20 protein-coding genes, 2 tRNA genes, 1 pseudogene and 1 other annotated feature are annotated in these 19921 nt (G+C 31.5%); of the genes and pseudogenes, 5 read left to right on the forward strand and 18 right to left on the reverse strand.

Going from position 1 to position 19921, the window contains the following annotated elements:
* Positions 1-72 precede the first annotated feature (72 nt).
* Positions 73-864 carry a glycosyltransferase family 8 protein gene (locus ACI32A_RS01110; protein ID WP_439753177.1) on the reverse strand — a complete coding sequence of 264 codons (792 nt, stop codon included), beginning with the start codon at positions 862-864 and terminating at the stop codon, positions 73-75.
* Positions 865-951: 87 nt separating this feature from the next.
* Here ACI32A_RS01110 and ACI32A_RS01115 point away from each other — a divergent pair, with 87 nt between their 5' ends.
* Complete coding sequence (locus ACI32A_RS01115; protein ID WP_439753178.1) at positions 952-1614, forward strand: YczE/YyaS/YitT family protein; 663 nt, start codon at positions 952-954, stop codon at positions 1612-1614.
* Positions 1615-1658: 44 nt separating this feature from the next.
* Here ACI32A_RS01115 and ACI32A_RS01120 read toward each other — a convergent pair.
* Positions 1659-1742: transfer RNA gene (locus ACI32A_RS01120), tRNA-Leu, on the reverse strand.
* A 40-nt stretch (positions 1743-1782) separates the two neighbouring features.
* The gene (locus ACI32A_RS01125) at positions 1783-2022 is read right to left on the reverse strand and encodes a hypothetical protein (RefSeq protein WP_439753179.1); all 240 of its coding nucleotides are present in this window, start codon (positions 2020-2022) and stop codon (positions 1783-1785) included.
* Positions 2023-2124: 102 nt separating this feature from the next.
* Here ACI32A_RS01125 and ACI32A_RS01130 point away from each other — a divergent pair, with 102 nt between their 5' ends.
* Positions 2125-3378 (forward strand): hypothetical protein, encoded by a 1254-nt coding sequence (locus ACI32A_RS01130; protein ID WP_439753180.1) that lies wholly within the window; start codon positions 2125-2127, stop codon positions 3376-3378.
* A gap of 27 nt (positions 3379-3405) precedes the next feature.
* Positions 3406-3481: transfer RNA gene (locus tag ACI32A_RS01135), tRNA-Thr, on the forward strand.
* 39 nt (positions 3482-3520) lie between these two features.
* Here ACI32A_RS01135 and ACI32A_RS01140 read toward each other — a convergent pair.
* Genes ACI32A_RS01140 through ACI32A_RS01165 form a run of 6 tightly spaced genes read right to left on the reverse strand, consistent with a single transcriptional unit; the run spans position 3521 to position 8481 of the window.
* Positions 3521-4450: a GNAT family N-acetyltransferase gene (locus ACI32A_RS01140; protein WP_439753181.1), complete on the reverse strand. Its 930-nt coding sequence runs from the start codon at positions 4448-4450 to the stop codon at positions 3521-3523.
* Between the two features lie 37 nt (positions 4451-4487).
* A complete protein-coding gene (locus tag ACI32A_RS01145; RefSeq protein ID WP_439753182.1) occupies positions 4488-5246 on the reverse strand; it encodes a class II glutamine amidotransferase in 759 nt (252 codons plus the stop codon).
* Positions 5247-6488 carry a hypothetical protein gene (locus ACI32A_RS01150; RefSeq protein WP_439753183.1) on the reverse strand — a complete coding sequence of 414 codons (1242 nt, stop codon included), beginning with the start codon at positions 6486-6488 and terminating at the stop codon, positions 5247-5249.
* Positions 6489-6516: 28 nt separating this feature from the next.
* Complete coding sequence (locus tag ACI32A_RS01155) at positions 6517-6690, reverse strand: hypothetical protein (RefSeq protein ID WP_439753184.1); 174 nt, start codon at positions 6688-6690, stop codon at positions 6517-6519.
* A complete protein-coding gene (locus ACI32A_RS01160; RefSeq protein ID WP_439753185.1) occupies positions 6657-7130 on the reverse strand; it encodes a phenylalanine--tRNA ligase beta subunit-related protein in 474 nt (157 codons plus the stop codon). The genes ACI32A_RS01155 and ACI32A_RS01160 overlap by 34 nt, the downstream gene beginning before the upstream one ends.
* Positions 7131-7179: 49 nt before the next feature.
* Positions 7180-8481 carry an O-acetylhomoserine aminocarboxypropyltransferase/cysteine synthase family protein gene (locus tag ACI32A_RS01165; RefSeq protein WP_439753186.1) on the reverse strand — a complete coding sequence of 434 codons (1302 nt, stop codon included), beginning with the start codon at positions 8479-8481 and terminating at the stop codon, positions 7180-7182.
* A gap of 44 nt (positions 8482-8525) precedes the next feature.
* Positions 8526-8754: a binding site (T-box leader), on the reverse strand.
* Positions 8755-8869: 115 nt separating this feature from the next.
* Here ACI32A_RS01165 and ACI32A_RS01170 point away from each other — a divergent pair.
* On the forward strand, positions 8870-9793 hold the full coding sequence (locus ACI32A_RS01170; RefSeq protein WP_439753187.1) for a DUF1002 domain-containing protein: 924 nt from the start codon (positions 8870-8872) through the stop codon (positions 9791-9793).
* Between the two features lie 7 nt (positions 9794-9800).
* On the opposite strand, the gene ACI32A_RS01175 is transcribed toward ACI32A_RS01170, so the two are convergent.
* The 5 genes from ACI32A_RS01175 to ACI32A_RS01195 form a co-directional block, all read right to left on the reverse strand.
* Positions 9801-10358 (reverse strand): NUDIX hydrolase, encoded by a 558-nt coding sequence (locus ACI32A_RS01175; RefSeq protein WP_439753188.1) that lies wholly within the window; start codon positions 10356-10358, stop codon positions 9801-9803.
* 1 nt (position 10359) lies between these two features.
* On the reverse strand, positions 10360-11673 hold the full coding sequence (locus ACI32A_RS01180; protein ID WP_439753189.1) for a TrkH family potassium uptake protein: 1314 nt from the start codon (positions 11671-11673) through the stop codon (positions 10360-10362).
* Between the two features lie 13 nt (positions 11674-11686).
* Positions 11687-12694 (reverse strand): dipeptidase, encoded by a 1008-nt coding sequence (locus ACI32A_RS01185; protein WP_439753190.1) that lies wholly within the window; start codon positions 12692-12694, stop codon positions 11687-11689.
* Positions 12695-12767: 73 nt separating this feature from the next.
* On the reverse strand, positions 12768-14660 hold the full coding sequence (gene htpG, locus ACI32A_RS01190) for a molecular chaperone HtpG (protein WP_439753191.1): 1893 nt from the start codon (positions 14658-14660) through the stop codon (positions 12768-12770).
* Between the two features lie 98 nt (positions 14661-14758).
* A complete protein-coding gene (locus tag ACI32A_RS01195; protein WP_439753192.1) occupies positions 14759-16348 on the reverse strand; it encodes a peptide chain release factor 3 in 1590 nt (529 codons plus the stop codon).
* A gap of 98 nt (positions 16349-16446) precedes the next feature.
* Between ACI32A_RS01195 and ACI32A_RS01200 the strand changes: the two genes are divergently transcribed.
* A complete protein-coding gene (locus tag ACI32A_RS01200) occupies positions 16447-17181 on the forward strand; it encodes a hypothetical protein (protein ID WP_439753193.1) in 735 nt (244 codons plus the stop codon).
* Here ACI32A_RS01200 and ACI32A_RS01205 read toward each other — a convergent pair whose 3' ends face one another.
* The 4 genes and pseudogenes from ACI32A_RS01205 to ACI32A_RS01220 form a co-directional block, all read right to left on the reverse strand.
* Positions 17182-17325, reverse strand: coding sequence for a FeoB-associated Cys-rich membrane protein (locus ACI32A_RS01205; protein ID WP_439753194.1), 144 nt, complete (start codon positions 17323-17325; stop codon positions 17182-17184). It abuts the gene before it with no gap.
* A gap of 1 nt (position 17326) precedes the next feature.
* Complete coding sequence (gene feoB, locus ACI32A_RS01210; RefSeq protein ID WP_439753195.1) at positions 17327-19309, reverse strand: ferrous iron transporter B; 1983 nt, start codon at positions 19307-19309, stop codon at positions 17327-17329.
* 56 nt (positions 19310-19365) lie between these two features.
* Entirely contained in the window at positions 19366-19578 is a 213-nt protein-coding gene (locus tag ACI32A_RS01215; protein ID WP_439753196.1) for a FeoA family protein, read from the reverse strand.
* Between the two features lie 93 nt (positions 19579-19671).
* Positions 19672-19921: pseudogene (locus ACI32A_RS01220) on the reverse strand (hypothetical protein); the annotation flags it as partial.

The following is a 19921-nucleotide window of genomic DNA, read 5'->3' on the forward strand; positions in this document are numbered from 1 at the left end:
TATGAGTCGTAATCCACGAATTGGCAATATGGAGGTCACTTCATATTATCTCCTAAAGGAGTTTTAACACAATTATCTTGTTTCTGTCAATTCTTTATAGAAAACATCTAAAAAGCCTTTATAATTTTCTTTCCATGGTTTATTTCGCCCACAATAATGAATAATGACACCATTTTGACGTATCCAATTCAAATCAATCACATCAAATGGATGTCTTAAATTATAAATATTCATCATTCTCTCACTTAGATTGTATTTGCGATAATCCAATATTTTTGTTTTATTTCCATATAAAGCCGTTAAAACATCCTGATCAAATAAAATCAATCGATTTTTATTATTTTCTACATAATTTAAAATGGCTTTAGGATCAAAACATTGTCTGAGTTTTTCCAAATTCATCAATAAAACACCGGTATTAATATACGGAACGACTTCTTCTGTTTTTAATCGATAAGAGTTTAACTTTGTCATTTTTTCTTCTACATGTGAACAAGCACAATATAAATTGTCTTCAAAATCCGTTTCATATAAGTCTCTTAAAGAAGAAATGACAACAATATCCACATCCAAATATAAAATACGATCCAATGTTTCTGGTAATAAAACAGAAGCAAATAATCGATAATAGATTTCTAATGGATATCGATTGGATATAGGAAAATCTTCCAGTAATTTGTCATTCACAAAAATAAAATGAAATTCGAATTTTGGAAATGCCTCCATCAATTCATTTTCATCTTCTTTTGATAAATCATTATGTAATATATAAAACACAAAGTCCGAATCAAAACGTAGCATAGATTGTATGCATATTTTGGTGAGTGAAAAAAATTTTTGATTAATCGAAAATAAAATATTCATGAGAGTATTCTATCATAATTTCTTTTTAAAACAATTTATGTGTTCTCTAAATTTATGATATGATTTATGAATCAAGGAGACAAATATATGAAAATCAATAAATATAGATGGATATTTTATTGTATGGGTTGTTTTATCTTACCCATTGGATTGACCACGTTTACAAAAGCTGGATTAGGTGTTTCCCCAATCATTTCAACTTCCTATTGTGTTTCAGAAATTACAGGTCTTTCTTTTGGAGATATGACATTTATTTTATATTGTATTTTGGTATTCATGCAGATGATCATCCATTTTATCCAAAAAAAAGAAAAAACAATTTTTATTTTTGATTTACTTCAAATTCCATTCAGTATGATTTTTACTCGATTTTTAAATATCTTTAATCTTTTAATTCCAGATTTTTCATCTTCTACATTATTCATTCGATTTATTGTATTAGCCATTGCGATCATTTTTACAGGAATTGGTGCTGCTTTGATGTTAACCACAAAAATTGTATTAAATCCAGGAGATGGAGCGGTAGCTGCTTTGGCGTCTTTTTTTAAAAAAGATACAGGAATCACAAAAAATGGTTTTGATTTATTTATGATTGTTTTGACTTGTATGGTTGGATTGGTGTTAAAACATCAAATTATTGGAATCGGCACAGGAACAATTTTAGCTATGTTATTTACTGGACGAGTTATTGCCTTTTTCAATAAACAATTTAAAAATATAATATTACGATTATCAAATATGACAGAATAAAAAGAAAAGACAATATGAAATTTCATATTGCCTGTTTTTTTTTATGGTCCGGGTGACAGGACTCGAACCTGCACGCTTGTGGCATTAGATCCTAAGTCTAACGTGTCTGCCAATTTCACCACACCCGGATGCAAAATATTATACCATAATTTAGTCAAAGTGCAAGTGCTAATGCAACATTGTTGGACTACAGATCATTTCCAATTCATCCTGCAAATAGTTTTCTAATTTTTGAATAATTTCATCGGTAATTTCAATACCATCAATGACAATAGGTTCATTTGTTTGTTCAAACACAAACTTGATTTGAGGAAGTTGAGATATTTTACCATCGTATTGAGTGGACATTCTTTCAATTTGTCGGATAATGGGTTCTGCCAATTTTTTAATTAATTCATCTTCGTTCATGCTTTGATTATAAAGAAAAAGAAATTTGTTTTCAAGAAATACACCTCACGACTTCAATTTTTTTGATTTTCTTGTATAATAATGTCTAAGGGGGAATCAATTTTGAAAAGATCACAACGAAAAAAACAAAATTACGATGAGATTGATGATTTCGCCAAAGCATTGTTAGAAAAAAAGACCGAAATGGCTATATATAAAGATGTCGAAGAACCAAAACAGGCTCCTGTCTCGGAATTGGATCGATTAAAAAAAGAAGAAACAATGTCTTCGGCTTTGGATATGCTGCGTAAGGAACGTGGTCAAAAGCCGATTCAAGAAGAAGAATTGGCTTATTCTTTAAAAGAAGAATTGGATCGTACATTGGATTCAAAATTGACAGATAACTTATTTAAAAAAGATGAAGATGCTTCTTTAAAAACGGTTAAGGGTATTTTAAATTCAAGTTCTCCAATTGAAAAAAAGGAAGTCCATTCTTTTAAAGAAGAAGAAAAAAAAGAAGAATCCATTGAAAAAGAACCACCTGAAAAAAAGAAAAAAACAAAGAAAACTAAAAAAACAAGTCATTTATCTAAAACCACAAAAATTATTATTGGTTTAGTTTTATTATGTATTTGTTTAATGGGTGGCTATGCCTACAAAATCTATATTTATGATCCAAACAATGTAGCTACTGAAGAACAATTAAAAGCATATGATCGTTTAATTGCCTATGCCGATGAATACGATATGATGTCGGATTCAGAAAAACTGGAATTACTGGATATGCAAGAAGATTATGATGGTCTTTTGGATAAACAAAAAGATGAAATCAATGCATATTTCAAAGATTCGGATCATGTTGGTAAAACATACACTCGTTTAATTACTGAATTAAAACAATTAAAGACAGATTTAGAAGATGAATCCAATGAAGGTTACCAGTCTTTAAAAGCTTACTTAGAAGCCTGGGAAACATATAGTGAGGATCAGAAATTAAGTGTTGTGAATTATAAGACAACATATGATGAATTGAATTCTGTTCTTCAAAAGAAAGTGGATGACATTGCTCGTACATATTGTACGAAATCCTATACGTCTTTGTATTCAGAATACTTTGAAATCTTGAAACAAAGAAATGAAGCACAGATTGCTTCTTTACAAGAGGAACTGGATCAGCAAAATGCGGATTTGAAAGAATTACAAACTTATGCACAAAGTCTTCAAGATGACTTAACATACGCAAAGAACAATAACTTAGATACAGCGGATATCGAAGTTCAAATTCGTACAAACAATGATTTGATTTCGCAAACACAACAAAGAATCAATGAAATTCAATCACAGATTGATGCTTTGAAAGCTCAAATTCAACAGTAAAGAATTGTTTCATACAATTCTTTCTATGCCGACTTAGCACAGTTGGTAGTGCAACGCACTCGTAACGCGTAGGTCGTAGGTTCAAGTCCTATAGTCGGCACCATAAAAAAATTACACGATAGTTTAAGGCTATCGTGTTTTTTCATAGATATTTTTTTATATATTCTGAAATATATTGACCAAATTGTTTATGACCTTCTTCACTTAAGTGAACGCCATCATAGGCTAAAGACACTTCCTGATATGGAATACAGAAACAATTGATTTCTTGATATTTCTCATTTAATTCTTTGCTTTTTTGTTCAAATTCTTTTATTTTAATTACCGGTGGACAAATAATTCCTGCATTTTTAAAGTGACAAATATATTGTTTCATTTCTAAAACAATATCATCTACTTTTCTTCCTTGTAAAAGATCATTGGTTCCTAACATAATCAAAACCAAATCATAACAAGTGGGAACATAATCCAAAATATCATGAAGCAATCGCCCATTTATGCCATTTCCTTCAAAACTAAAGCCATCTACATCCAGATAATCTATCCAATTTTTTTTGTATTTAGAACCAAAATAAGATCGGGGATCAAATCCCCATGTATTGGAATCTCCTAAAATAAGTACATTCTGATTTCTTTTTAATTGTATTAAATATTCATTTGTTCCTTCTTCTAATTTTTTAATAGAAGTTGGATAAAAGTCATGTCTATTATAAAAACGAATCGCATTTATATTTTTTTCTAATGCCCATAAAGTAGAAACTGAAAAATATTGAATCGCATATTCAATCAATTTTGAACCAATTTTCTGATTTTGAAAAAAAGCATCTACATATAACTGTACAATTTCCTGTTTTTGAATATAAATAAAGCCTTTAACTATACTATCATCAAAAACAAATATTTTATCTAAAACCGGTTCATAGTCTTTGATAACATTTAATACTTGTAGTTCATTAAAAGAAAAGTCATCGTTTTGAAAAATAGGACGAAATTGAATGCGTTTAACAAAAACTGAAATTTCCGCAATTCGTGATAAATCTTTCTTTTGAGCTTGTCGAATTTGTTTTTTCATATTCTTACTATAAAAAAAAGATGTTGTCTTTGCAACATCATAAATATGAATGATCCAAAAATAAATATTTCATGTCTTTTTCATTATCTATATATTCAAAAGAATGTTTTTTTCCTTTAAATAATAGTTTACCATCCTGAAAAGCCAGTAACTGACAAAAATCAACCAATTGCCAGTTTTGGTTATCTAAAGGTGTAGTTGAAAAAATGATAGAATTTTCTTTTTTTAAAAAGAATAAACTATTTTTATAATTCGTATGAACATATAATATTTGTCCATCATATAGTAATATATTCAATTTATTATTTGGTGCTAATGAACAAATGATTTGATCCAAAATTTGAAATCGATTTTCTTTACTTTGATATCCTTTTTGATTGATTTGATCAATGATATAATATAATATCTTTTCACTATCACTTTGCCCTTTTTGACTAGATAAAAAAGAATCTAAAAGTCCACTTTCAAAAATGGTTCCATTGTGTTCCAATGTCCAAGTTCGATTCCAATGATCTTTTAATACAAATGGATGTGTATTATCATAGCTTTCGATTCCACGAGTCGCTAAACGAATATGTGCCATCATATTCTTAACAACAATTTCAGACTTGAGTCTTTCTTTTAAATATATGGATTGAAAAGAAGGAATTGGTTCTTTTTCTAAATTCACAAAATCATAGTGAAAAATAGCCAGTCCCCATCCATTGGGATGATTGACTCCATGTGAAAAAAATTCTTGCAGAAACGAATTCACTTGTATTTGTTTTAAACTTGAAACACCAAATAATTCACACATTTAAATAGCTTCTTTCTGTTGTTGAATAGCCCATTGCAATCCTTTACCAACAAAATCTTCTTCTAATTCTTTCCGAAGAATCCAGGCATAACGTTTTTCAGGATATTCCAGTTTTTCTTTTTCAAATGTCAATATTTTCTGTTTGTCAAAACAATCTTTAAAAAAATCTTCCATTTGATCTATAATTTTTAATCCTGCTTTAACTCCTGAAATAGAATCTTGTCCTTTTATTTTAATTTTGATGGTTTTTAAATCATAATGTGCTGCATTTTTAAAATTCTGAACAGCTTGTATTTGTTCATTGACATCCATTTTATCAAATTTCTGTTCACTTAACCATATTAAAAACAATTCAATAAATTCTAAATCTCTTATATCAAGTCCCTCTTTAACTAATGGATTACAGTCGATCATTCTTAATTCAATATGATTGGCTCCATTGATTCGTAAAGACGAAATAGAATTCATTCCTTTTGGTTTTAGACGAATCGGATAATATAATTCACTCGGTGCTACAATTAATCCAGTATCTACATATTTTTGAATACTATTGGCATAGTCATCAATACTGGAATAATCAAAATATGGTGAAAACTGATTCCAATATCCTAAATCCGAACAACGAGTAGAGGCCATACCATTAAATCTTGTTTTACCATAGACTCCTTTTTCACTGTAACTGGAATCCAATAAAGGACTTGCTGCTGTTAACATCGTAATCAGCCATCCGTATTTCGCGGCTAATTGCGTCACATGTAAATAGAATTGATTTTTAAATGTTTCATAATCATTTTGATTGGATTCTTTCCATTTTTGTTGAATAAAATCTTCAGAAAAAGAATAATTCACATGGATTCCACACAAAGCCATTTTATAGCGTCCATAGCGATTGGATAAATATTGACGATATTCTTCTTTTGAAGAATCTGAAAATTGAGCAATTTGAATGTCTTTTTCACTTCGAATATAAGGAGGATTGCTAAATGGCCATAACAATTCTGGTTCATCTAATTTAGCTAATGTGTTCTGAATATATTTTGTTTGTTCATAAAGTGCTTCAATGGCTTCTTTTGCACTGGAACAAACACATGTATTGATTTCTGTTTGACATTCACAAAAATCTTTTACAATGTATTGACATTGTAAAAAAGGATCTTCTCTCATTGATAAAAATCCATTTTTTGTGATTCGTAAACTTTCTTTTTCTAAGCCAAATTGACCTTTAAACCATACTTCCTTCATGTAAATCCTTTCTTAATTGTCAATCATTTCAGGAAAGAACATATTTCATTTTTCCTTGACAATATTTTGTTGTCACATCAATAATTTGTTTAGCTATATCAATTAGACCTTCTTGTGAAGTATATTCATTTCCTTGCACGATATACCAAACATTTTTTGTATTTTCATTCACCAATGTTTTGATGGCTTGACGGATTTCCATGCGACATAAAACGCTATTGGAATCATCAACATAGGCATATTCTCCAGCTTGAATGCCCATATTTCTTCTTTTCCCAATGGATGAAAAGATTCACTTCCATTTGTGAAACGTAATGTGACATTTCCATTGGTTTGATCCATGTCATGGGCTCCCAAAGCAATTTTTGTTTCCAGTGACACTAGATTGTAGATATCAACAACTGAATTAATACATCCAATATCTTTTCGTTTAATCAACAAGCGAATCAAATTTTCACTGGCTGTTATATTTTTTCTTCTTTTAACGTGAATGTGATCGTGTAGAAGATGATATCCTTCTAAAATTTTATCATCTTTTACATTGAATTCACTATATTTTTTATTTAGTTCTTCTATTTTCTTTGTTCGAAATTCTTTCCAATCTGGATTTACTTCTTTATTGTTTATATTTTCAATCGTCACAAAAACAATTTTTACGCCTTGTTCTAAGACTATTTATCTACAAAAAATTTCATAATTGATTCAATGCATTTTCTAAATCAAAAATAATATCCTCAACATTTTCAATTCCAATAGAAAGACGAACTGTATTTGGTTTAATATCTTGTGCATCTAATTCTTCTTGCGAACATTGAGAATGTGTTGTCGTTGCTGGATGAATGACTAAGGATTTCGCATCGGCTACATTAGCTAATAAAGAAAACAATTCCAGTGAATCAATGAATTTAAAAGCTTCTTCTTTTCCACCTTTGACTTCAATTGTAAAAATGCTGGCTCCCCCATTTGGAAAGTATCTTTCATATAATGTATGATCGGGATGATCTTTTAAAGAAGGATGATTGACTTTTTCAATTTTTGGATGATTGACTAAGAAATCTACGACTTTCTTTGTGTTTTCATTATGACGTTCTAAACGCAAAGAAAGTGTTTCTGTTCCTTGTAATAATAAAAACGCATTAAATGGTGATAAAGTTGCCCCCGTATCTCTTAAAAGAATGGCACGAATATATGTCACAAAGGCAGCTTTTCCTGCGGCTTGAGTAAAAATGACACCGTGATACGATGGATTGGGTTGTGAAATCCATGGATAGCGTCCACTTTTTTCCCAGTCAAATGTTCCCCCGTCAACAATCACACCACCTAAAGATGTTCCATGTCCTCCAATAAATTTAGTCGCAGAATGCACAATAATATCGGCTCCATGTTCAATAGGTCGAATCAGATAAGGTGTTCCAAATGTATTATCCACAACAACTGGTAATCCATGTTTATGAGCAATTTCACTAATGGCATCAATATCTGGAATATCACTATTTGGATTTCCCAGTGTCTCTAAATAAATGGCTTTTGTGTTTTCCTGAATCGCATTTTCCACTTCTTCCAAATTATGGGCATCTATAAATGTTGTATCAATACCAAAGTTTTTATAAGTATGTCCTAATAAATTGGATGTTCCTCCATAAATTGTTTTTTGCGCTACAATGTGTTCCCCTGTTTTAGCTAAAGCTTGTATTACATAAGAAATAGCAGCAGCTCCAGAACTAACAGCCAATCCAGCAACTCCACCTTCCAAAGCAGCAATACGATCTTCGAAAACGCCTTGTGTGGAATTTGTTAAGCGTCCATAAATATTTCCAGCATCGGCTAAGCCAAAGCGATTGGCTGCGTGTTGTGAATTATGAAATACATAAGAAGTTGTTTGATAAATTGGAACTGCTCTAGCATCTGTTGCAGGATCAGCTTGTTCTTGTCCTACATGTAGTTGCAATGTTTCAAATTTAAATTTTCTGTCTTTTCTTGGAATACTTGTCATGTTTTTGTCCTCTTCTTTCTTCTTAAAGCAAAAAAAACTCATCCCATTAGGACGAGTTCTATTCGCGTTACCACCTAAATTTTATTATTACCTCACAATAATAATCTCACCGAGTACCATCATACCCTCTTGCGATAACGGGCAACCCCGTGCCAATCTCATATCGACCAGCCAACTCCTAGACCATGTTCATCTTTCATACTCTCTTCTTTTCACCAGCCAGAAGTTCTCTATGCAGATTTGAAAGATTACTCTTCTTTTCTTTGTCTTTGTTGTTTACATACTACATTAGTAGGTATTAAATGTCAATTTTTTTTTAAATTCCATATCATTTGACAAAGAAAAATAAGGTGATACTATCTAAATGCGAAAAAGGAGTAAACAAAATATGAAATTATATCAAAAATGCATACTATCTTCATTAACATGTGCGCTTTGTGTATCCCCTCTTTCTATTTCAGCTATTTCTACTGATGTGATAGATGAAGCCTGGGGAAAGCCTACGATTGTTTATGGTGGCGGCTTATCATCGAGTCAAATTGAACAAACAGCGCAGTTATTTGATATTAAAGATCGTAATTATGTATATGAACTCAGTGTAGATGCCTATGATTTATCCAATTATTTAGGCTATTCCCTTGACAATTCTTCAAGTTTAATTTCGTCTGTCATGGTTCAAAAAACCAGTTCAGGTGGTGTTGTAGTGGATATTATCACACCAGAAAATATTACAAATATTACAGAAGAACAATATGCCAATGCCGCTATTACTGCTGGTATTACAGATTGTAAAATTGAAGTTGCCAGTATTATGACAGTAACAGGTGAATCAGCTTTAACTGGTGTCTATAAAGCGTTTGAAGCCAATGGTGTACAATTAGATACACAGCGAACAGCTATTGCCCAAGATGAATTGCAGATGACCAATGAAATTGCTCAAGAAAATCAGGAAAATTCAGACTTTGAATCCAATGTATTGGATCAGACAATATTGGAAATCAAACAAGAATTAGCGGATTTGAAGAAACAAAATGGTTCTCTATCGGATGAAGATATTCAAAGAGTTGTGAATGAAATTATAAAGAAATATCGTTTAGACGAAATTCTTTCTCCTGAAAATATACAGGCTATTATTTCTTTTATGGAAAAATATGTTAATACTTCAGCAATTGATAGTCAGGAAGTTTTGGATCAATTAAATTCTTTAGCAAAATCTTTTTCAAAAAATTTTGGTTCTTTATTAAAACAAGCCCAGGATTCTGGTTTCTTTGATAAAATTATTCAATTTTTCAAAGACTTATTTGGACGATAAAAGGCATTCAAACGAATGCCTTTTCATTACATTTTTGATAAATTCGAGAAATGAACCAGGGTTCATTGGACATTTCTAAAGCATCTTTAAAATCAAACCATGCTACATCTATATTTTCATCTGGATTATTTTTCAAAATTTGTGTTTCATTTGCCACTAATAAATACGTAACATTTAAATGTAGATGACTCGATACATATTTTCCCTTCTTTTCATGTCCATTTACACATAAAACTTCTAATGAAAAAATATCATTAGATATAGCTTCTACTTTTGTTAACCCACTTTCTTCTTTTACTTCTTGAATCGCTACTTCTAAACAATTTTCATTCCCATCATTATGGCCTCCTAGCCAAGCCCATGAATCATATATTTTATGATACGCCATTAAGACTTTTGTTTTCTTTTCATTTATAACCCAGGCACTGGAAGTTATATGGCATAGAGAATTATCTCTTGTATAGATGTTTTCTTGAGTTTTTAAAGCATGTAATATCAATTCTTTATCTTTTTGTTCCTGTTCATTATATGGAATATATTGTTCAATTTGTGCAATTAAATCCATTTTATCCTACCGTCACTTTTTCTTGTGGAAGTTTCGAATAACTCTTGATATTCGATACAGTTGCATATATAAACGTTAATCCACCGACTCTTCCTAAATACATTAAAACAATTAAAATTAGTCGACTGGAAGTATGTAGAGAAGAAGTTATTCCCATTGACAATCCAACCGTTCCTAAAGCGGATGCGGATTCAAATAAACACGTTAAAATTGGTAAATCTTCAATGACACTAATCGCAATACCACCAATCAAAGAAAAGAAAACATACATCATAAAAATTGTTAACGCATTTAATACAATTTCATCTAAAATTCTTCTTTTAAATACAGTTACATCTCGTTTTTTAAAGAAAATAGAAACCGATGCCAAAACAACTATAGCAAGAGTTGTGACTTTCATACCACCTGCAGTGGATCCTGTTGCACCTCCTACTAACATCATGCAAATCATGATCAAACGACTGGCTTCGCTCATTCCATAGAAATCGACTGTATTAAATCCAGCAGTACGTAAAGTTACGCTTTGAAACATGGAAACCCAGAATTTTTGTGAATAGGTCAAGTCTTTAAATTCATGGAAAAAGAAAAACAAAAATGGAAAAATTAATAAAATCAATGTAGTTGTAATAACAATCTTTGATTGTAAAGAATATTTTTGAAAATGATATTTATGTTTGGCAATATCTGCCCATGTACCAAATCCAATGCCTCCAATCACAATCAATAAACAAATCACAATATTAATCAATGGATTATAGGCATATTTCATTAAAGAACCAGGTGTTGATGGTGTAGAAACAATATCAAATCCTGCGTTACAGAAAGCTGAAATGGAATGGAAAATCGCATACCATATTCCTTTTAATCCATATTCAGGAATAAATTGAATCATTAATAAACAGGCACCAATAAATTCAATGGCAAAAATACAGCGAATAAAGAATTTCGAATAGCGTATGATTCCACCTACATATGGTGCACTCACGGATTCCTGCATTAAAGAACGAGAAGATAACCCTATTTTTTTACCTGATACAATGCCAATTAAAATGGCTAAAGTGACAACACCCATTCCACCAATTTGAACCAGCAATAAAATTATGGCATGACCAAAACTGGTCCAATATGTTGCGGTATTATTCACAACCAGTCCTGTTACACAAGTTGCTGATGTTGCAGTAAATAGTGCATCTACAAAAGAAACATTATTTTTAGATGAAACAGGAAGCATTAATAATAGAGTTCCTAATAAAATAACAAATAAAAAACTAAAAATAATGATGCGCTGGGCATTGAGCTTTTTTCTATATTTCATAAAGAAATTCATATTACTTTAATACCTCTTGATATACTCTCAATACATTTTTATAAAATATTTTTTCTACTTCTTCCTTTGAAAAACCTGCATCCAATAAAGCTTGTTGTAACTTTGGCATATAAGAAGCATCCTGGATTTCCAATTCACAATTGATACCATCAAAATCCGTTCCCAAACCAATGACATCAATGCCTGCTAATTCTTTAATATATTGAATTTGAGCTACCATTGCCTGAATTCGACTCTTTCCGTTGAGTTGATCATGCAACTCTAAAAAATCTCCACAAAAATTCAAGCCCATGACACCGCCTCTTTCTTTTAAAGCCAAAATCATATCATCGGATAAATTACGAGCCACTGGACAAACACTACGAGCATTGGAATGCGATGCCACAAAAGGTTTTGTTGTATGATCAAAGACATCCCAGAAACCAGCATCGTTTAAATGAGATACATCAATAATGATTCCCAAACGCTCCATTTCCTGAATATATCCCATTCCAAAGTCTGTTAATCCATTTACACTGTCAATTCTTTGTAGTAAATTTGGAACCTTAGAATCCATAAAATCTGGATTTACTAATAAATTTGGATAGCCAATTCCGTTTTCATAATTCCAAGTCAAGGCTATCATTCTTACACCCATGCGATAATAATTACGAAGCATAGCTAAATCATCAAAGACTACGCCACCATCTTCTAATGTTAACAAACTCGATAACTTTCCTTCTTTTTCATTTTTTGCTATGTCTTCGTATTTAAAAACAGGGGCTATATATTCTTTATTTTCTTCTAACATTCGATAATAACAATCCAATAAACGCATTGTTTCTCTTTCTGGTATTTCATCTTTTCTTAAATCCGTAAATAACGCAAAATTTTGAAGTAAATAGTTTCCTTTTTTCATTTTTTCAATGTCAATAGAACAAGTATTCTGAAACAAAGAAATGGTCTCTCCTTTATTTTCCTGATTTAATAAAGCTAAAATTGTATCGCAATGCATATCGACTACTTTCATAAAGTCATCTCCTTAAAACTCTTTCATTTTATCATTATTGACCCATAAAAAAAAGTCGAACTCATGTCCGACTTTATTTAACTAATAATTCACAGATTTTTCTTGAATATGCAATTGGATCTTTTATCGCAAATCCTTCAATCAAACAAGCTTGATCATATAAAACTTCTGCCACTTCTTTAACTTTTTCCTGATCATTTTGATAGTAGTCTTTTAATTTTTCAAAGATTGGATGTTTTGGATTGATTTCCAAAATTCTTTCTGCTTTCATTGGCATTGGATTGTCTGGCATATTCGCAAAGACTCTTTCCATTTCAAAAGAAATTCCTTCTCCTGCTGTTAAACAAACAGGATCTTCACTTAATTTTGAAGATAAACGAACTTCACTGACTTCTTTCAAGCTTTCTTTCATGAAAGATAATAAATCTTTATTTTCTTCTTTAGCTTGTTCAAGTGCTTCTTTTTCTTCTTGTGTATCTAAATCCAAATCCCCTTGTGCTGCGTTTTTAAATCCTTTTTCACGATATTGCATAATTGTCTGCATCACAAATTCATCAACATTTTCTGTTAAATATAATACTTCAAAGTCTTTAGATTTCAATGTTTGAACCACTGGCAATTTATCAATTAATTCTAAATCACTTCCAGAAACATAATAAATATCTTTTTGATCCTCTTTCATTCGTTGTACATATTCATTTAATGTTACGAGTTTATTTTCTTTCGAAGAATGGAACAACAATAAATCTTGAAGCTTGTCTTTATCTCTTCCATAGTTATTATAAACACCGAATTTTAAATTGATTCCAAAATTATTGTAGAATGTTTCATAGTCTTCTCTTTCTTTTGTCAACATAGAAGTTAATTCAGAAAGAATTTTCTTTTCAATACGAGATGCAATGACTTTTAATTGATGATCGTGTTGTAACAATTCACGTGAAATATTTAAAGATAAATCTTGTGAATCCACTAATCCTTTCACAAATCGCAAATAATCTGGTAATAAATCTTCGGCATGGTCCATAATAAAGACGCCACGACAATATAATTGTAATCCACGTTTATAATCGGCGTTATAGAATCCTTGTGGAACTCTTGAAGGAATATACAATAAGGCATTGAAGCTGACATTTCCTTCTACATTAAAGTGAATTGTTCGAAATGGATCGGCATAATCATAAAAATGATCTTTATAGAATTGATTGTATTCTTCCTGAGTAATTTGTGATTTTGCTCGTTTCCATAAAGGAACCATGGAATTGAGTGTTTGTTCCTCTAATACTGTTTCATATTCTGGTTGTTCATTGTCTTGTGTTCCTTCTTTAACTTTTGATGTTTCAACCATCATATGAATTGGATAACGAATATAATCTGAATATTTCTTTACCAATTCTTTTACTTTATATGTTTCTAAATATTGTGAATAATCTTCATTGTCTGTATCTTCTTTTAAAGACAAAATGATTGTTGTTCCGTGTTCTTCTTTTTCAGCAGGTGTAATTTCATAACCATTTACACCATCACTTTCCCATTGAACAGATGGACATCCTTCTTTTTTAGAAATAACTTTAATATTTTGTGCAACCATGAAAGCTGAATAAAAACCAACACCAAATTGACCAATGATATCAATATCAGCATCTGATTTTTCTTGTTTTTCTAATTCTTCTTTGAAAGCCAATGAACCAGATTGGGCAATGGTTCCTAAGTTTTCATCTAAATCTGTTTCGTCCATTCCAATTCCTGTATCTGAAATTGTCAATGTACGATTGTCTTTGTCTAATTCTAAACGAATTTCTAATGCGTTTGAATCTACGTGTCCTTCATTTGTGAAATAATATTTATCAATCGCATCACTTGCATTTGAAATCAATTCACGCAAGAAAATTTCTTTATGCGTATAAATAGAATTGATCATTAAATCTAAGATTCTTTTTGATTCAGTTTTAAATTGTTTTTGTGCCATAGTATCACTCCCTTTAAAATAAAAATTAGCACTCTTTTATAACACGTGCTAATTCTATCACTACTTTTTGGCACTGTCAACATTTGAGTGCTATTTTTTTAATTTTCATTGACCTCTGCCAAAATCAAATTCGGATTTCGATCCATTATGCTTTTGATTGTATATGTACTATTGAACAACAATAAATAATTGCCTTTAAAGTCCTGTAACAACTTCGCATCCAATGAAATTTTTAATGACTTAATATCTAGATTTTCATTTTTGATCCATCGAACGTATTGATACGACAAAGACTCACGAATAATTTCAACATTGTATTCTTGTTTCAAACGATGTTCTAATACTTCAAACTGAAGAACCCCAACAACACCTACATATACTTTTTCAACTCCAGTAGAAGGTTCCTGATAAATTTGAATCGCACCTTCCTGAGCAATTTGTGATACCCCTTTGACAAATTGTTTACGCTTTAATGTATCTTTTTGAATGACTAACTCAAAATGTTCTGGTGCAAAGGTTGGAATGTTGTCATATGTTACTTTCATTTTTGGATCACAAACCGTATCTCCAATAGAGAAAATACCCGGATCAAATACACCAATAATATCGCCTGCATAGGCTTCATCTATAACTTCACGATCTTGGGCCATCATTTGCTGGGGTTGAGATAATTTCATAGTTTTATTTCGTTGTACATGATATACATTCATATCTTTATCAAATCGTCCTGAACAAATGCGCATAAAGGCAATTCGATCTCGATGTGCTTTATTCATATTGGCTTGAATTTTAAACACAAAGGCTGAAAAAGGTGATTCAACTGGATCAATAATCTGGTCTTTGGCTTTTCGTGCTAATGGAGATGGTGTCATTTTTAAGAAGTTTTGTAAAAAAGGCTCCACACCAAAATTTGTTAAAGCTGAGCCAAAAAAGACAGGTGTCAATTGTCCATTATGTACTTGAGATAAATCAAATTCATAGCTGGCTCCATCTAATAATTCAACATCCTCAATTAACTGATCCGTTAATTCTTCGCCAATCAATTCATATAATGTATCAGGATTGTCTAAAGACACTTCGATTTTGTCTGCTTTTTTCTTTCCTCTTTCACTATTATCAAAAACCAGCAAATGTTTTTTATCTCGATCATAGACTCCTTTAAATCGGTCACCTGAACCAATCGGCCAATTGACTGGATACGTTCCGATTCCAAATTCCGTTTCTAATTCTTCCATTAAATCAAATGGATTTTTAGCTTCTCGGTCCATTTTATTGATAAAAGTAAAAATAGGAATGTGACGCATTGCACAGACTTTAAATAATTTTCGAGTTTGTGGTTCGATTCCTCGTGAACCATCAATAACCATAACCGCACTATCGGCTGCCATTAATGTTCGATATGTATCTTCTGAGAAATCCTGATGACCTGGCGTATCCAGAATATTGATACAAAAGTTATCATATTCAAACTGCATAACGGAACTAGTCACTGAAATTCCTCTTTGTTTCTCAATTTCCATCCAGTCAGAAACAGCATGTTTTGAATTTTTCTTTCCTTTTACGGCTCCGGCCATTTGAATGGCTCCTCCGTATAGTAAAAACTTTTCCGTTAATGTGGTTTTTCCAGCATCTGGATGAGATATAATCGCAAATGTTCTTCTTCTGTTAATTTGTTCTTTTATGTTCATATGTGTCCTCTCAAGTCCAAGTTGTAATATACCATAAATAAAGCCTTTTTAAAATCTTTTTATGTGTTACAATGAATTTATAGAAAGAGGATAGAAACATGAATAAAACATTAAAAAAAGGATTGGCTTCCGGACTGGTTTTGTTTCTGATTTGTGGATGTTCTTCTAATGAAGAAGAAAATAAAACTTCTTCACTTAAATCCATTGAACTGGAATTAGATGATGATAATAAATATTACACAAAAGAAACCATTGAAGTCGAAATTGATACCAATCCAGATTATCAATTAACAGAAGATGATTTTTCTTTATTTGGAGGCGAAATTGAAGTAAAAAAAGACACGGCTTATTTAACATTTAAAAGCGCAGGTACTTTCCATGTTTATGCACAAGTTGATGATGTTAAATCCAATACATTAACAATTACAATTAAATCTAGCACATCAAGTAGCACGACTTCTAAAACGAAAGAAGAAATAGAAGATAATAAAGAGGATGAAAAAGAAGAAGTTGTAGAGAAAAAAGATAAAAATGATTTAACAGACTGGGAAAATTTAAGAGATGCGGATAGTTCCAAAGTAATTTCTTCACAAGATGTTATCAATGCCAAAGGTACATATACAGATCAGACATTTGCGATGGAGGGTTATGTTCCGTTGGATGGAGATGGAACTTATATGGAGACCAGTGATGGACAAAGAATTTCTTTGACTGGATTGGAAATTGAATATACGGGTAAAATTCGTGTTTATGGAACTTTTGATGGAAATAGTTTTAAAGTTCGTACATATTGTGCTTATTCCAATACCAAAGTAAAAGAGCAGGACGATTAGTTATCCTGCATCTTTTTTGCATTTACAACAAGTTGAACTGGAGCAACCAATACAATGGGCTCCTTTTTTCTTTTGTATAACTAAATATCGAATCGCTATAAATAATAAAACAGCGATAATTAGTATTGCAATGACATCTGCCATATTAACCTTCTTTCTTTAATTCCAGATTTGTTTTATGAATACGATAAAGGATAATAAATATAAAACATAATACCGAAATCAATCCAGGAACAAATCCAGCACCTAATTGATGCGTTGTCAAAAGTGTTCCAACTTGATATACGACAAAACCAACACTATATCCTGTTCCCATTTGTAGTCCAATAGCGGCCCACAACCATTTAGAGCTTTTCATTTCTGAATTCATAGCGCCTAAAGCCGCAAAACAAGGTGGAGTATATAAGTTAAACATTAAATATGCTAAAGCCGCTACTTTAGTAATAGCCATTGTAGTGGCCACTACGTTTCCACTTCCTACCAGCACTAATTCTTCTGTATCAATAAAACTAGATAAACCATAACATACAGCTAAAGTTCCGACAACATTTTCTTTGGCAATAAAACCTGTAACCGAAGCTGCTGCTAATTGCCAAGCGCAAACGCCTGTAATTGGAATGAGTAAATAGGCGATTGGAGAAGCAATGGAAGCTAATATAGAAGTCGATTCCATACCGGCTTGTACGACTTGGAACGACCAAGTAAAGGATTGCATGATTTGTACAACCGTATTACAAACCAAAATAATGGTTCCTGCTTTGATAATATAGGATTTTCCTCTTTCTAACATAGAAATCACTGCACGTTTTAGACTTGGAATTTTATATTCCGGTAATTCAATGATAAAAAAGGATTTACGGTATTTATAACCTGTGATGGCTTTAATAATCAATGCGCCTAATAAAATCAGTAAAATACCTACAAAATACATTAACGTACCAATCCATGGTATATCACTAAAAAATGCTCCGGCAAATAAAGCAATTACAGGTAATTTAGCTCCACATGGCATAAATGGTGTTAACATAGCAGTAGCTCTTCGTTCTCTTTCGTTTCGAATGGTACGACAAGCCATAATACCTGGAATCGCACATCCTGTTCCAATGACCATAGGAATAACAGATTTTCCAGATAATCCAACGCGTTTAAAAATGGGATCAAGAACCACAGTGGCTCTTGCCATATATCCACAATCTTCCAAAAGAGCAATTAGAAAATACATAACCATTACAAGTGGAAGAAAACCTATCACGGCTCCTACTCCTCCAATGATTCCATCTACAATTAAAGATTGTAAAAATGGGTTCGCATTTTCTAATAAAGCACTGACATAATCCTGAAATGTTTCAATCCATCCTGTTAAGATATCCGCTAGCCATGGTCCAAAAGTGGATTGTGAAATATAAAAGACAAGAAACATAACAAGTGCAAAAATGGGAATTCCAATCCATGGACTTGTGATAATATCGTCTAAAGCGTCTTGTTTGTTTCTCTCTTTGGTTTTAGTTTTACGAACTTCTACACTTTTGACAATTTCATTCACAAAATTAAAACGATCTCGATCTGCTTTTTCGACTTCTTCTTTCGATGAGTGATCGTATTTTTTAGATTGATAAGGAACTATTTGTTGTTTTCCACAAATTGAAATTGCTTTTTCAATAACTTCTTTTAATCCGGAACTTGTAGTAGAAATGGTTTTAATGACTGGACAATTTAATTTATTTGATAATAAGGCTTCATCAATTTTGATATCTTTTTTTAAATTGATGTCATTTTTATTGAGTGCAACCACCAACGGTATTCCTAATTCCAATAATTGCGTTGTGAAAAATAAGCTTCGACTTAAATTAGTCGCATCCACAATGTTTATGATGACATCTGGATTTTCACTTTGAACATATGAACTCGTTATACTTTCTTCTGAAGTAAACGGTGACATAGAATAAGCCCCTGGTAAATCCACAATGATGCATTCATCATGGATAGAAGAAAATATCTTTTTTAATTTGCTTTCACGTTTATCTACTGTAACGCCAGCCCAGTTTCCAACTTTTTCATTTTTCCCTGTTAAAGCGTTATACATGGTCGTCTTACCACTATTGGGATTTCCTGCTAATGCGATTCTCATACTATTCCTCCTATTAGTTAAGACTAACTTACTTTCCAAAAAAATGGATTTCTATATTAAATAGAAATCGCTTGCGCTAAGTCCAAATCAATGTTATAGCGTGCATCTTTTATAGAAACAACAATTCCGTTTTTCTTATGTGAAAGAACTGTGATTGTTTCTCCACTATAACATCCCAATGAAAACAAAAATGAATTCAATTCTTCATCTTTGGTTTCAATTTTTTTGATTTTATAATCCTGTCCAATTGCTGCATCTTTTAAATTCATAAATTAGTCCTTTCTAACTATCGTTAGTTTACTATGACTAACTCACAAAGTCAAATAAAAAGTCGAAAATATTCGACTTTTTATATACTTGAGTTACAATAAACAATCATTCGATTTTGAAAGCCATTCTTTTACCTGGAATATACTACATTCAACAAATGATGCGATTTTTTCTTCGCTCATTCCTTCTATTTTAAGTTTATAAGCTATTTTCATTTTTTCTTCAAGTTTTCCTATGGATATACCTTCAGCTTTTCCTTTTGCCTCTCCTTGAACTAATCCTTCCAGTCTTCCACTTTCTCTTATTTCTTCCATGATCTCACACATGTTTTGTACCTCCATA

It is taken from the genome of Floccifex sp., from assembly GCF_051873555.1.
GTDB lineage: Bacteria > Bacillota_I > Bacilli_A > Erysipelotrichales > Erysipelotrichaceae > Floccifex.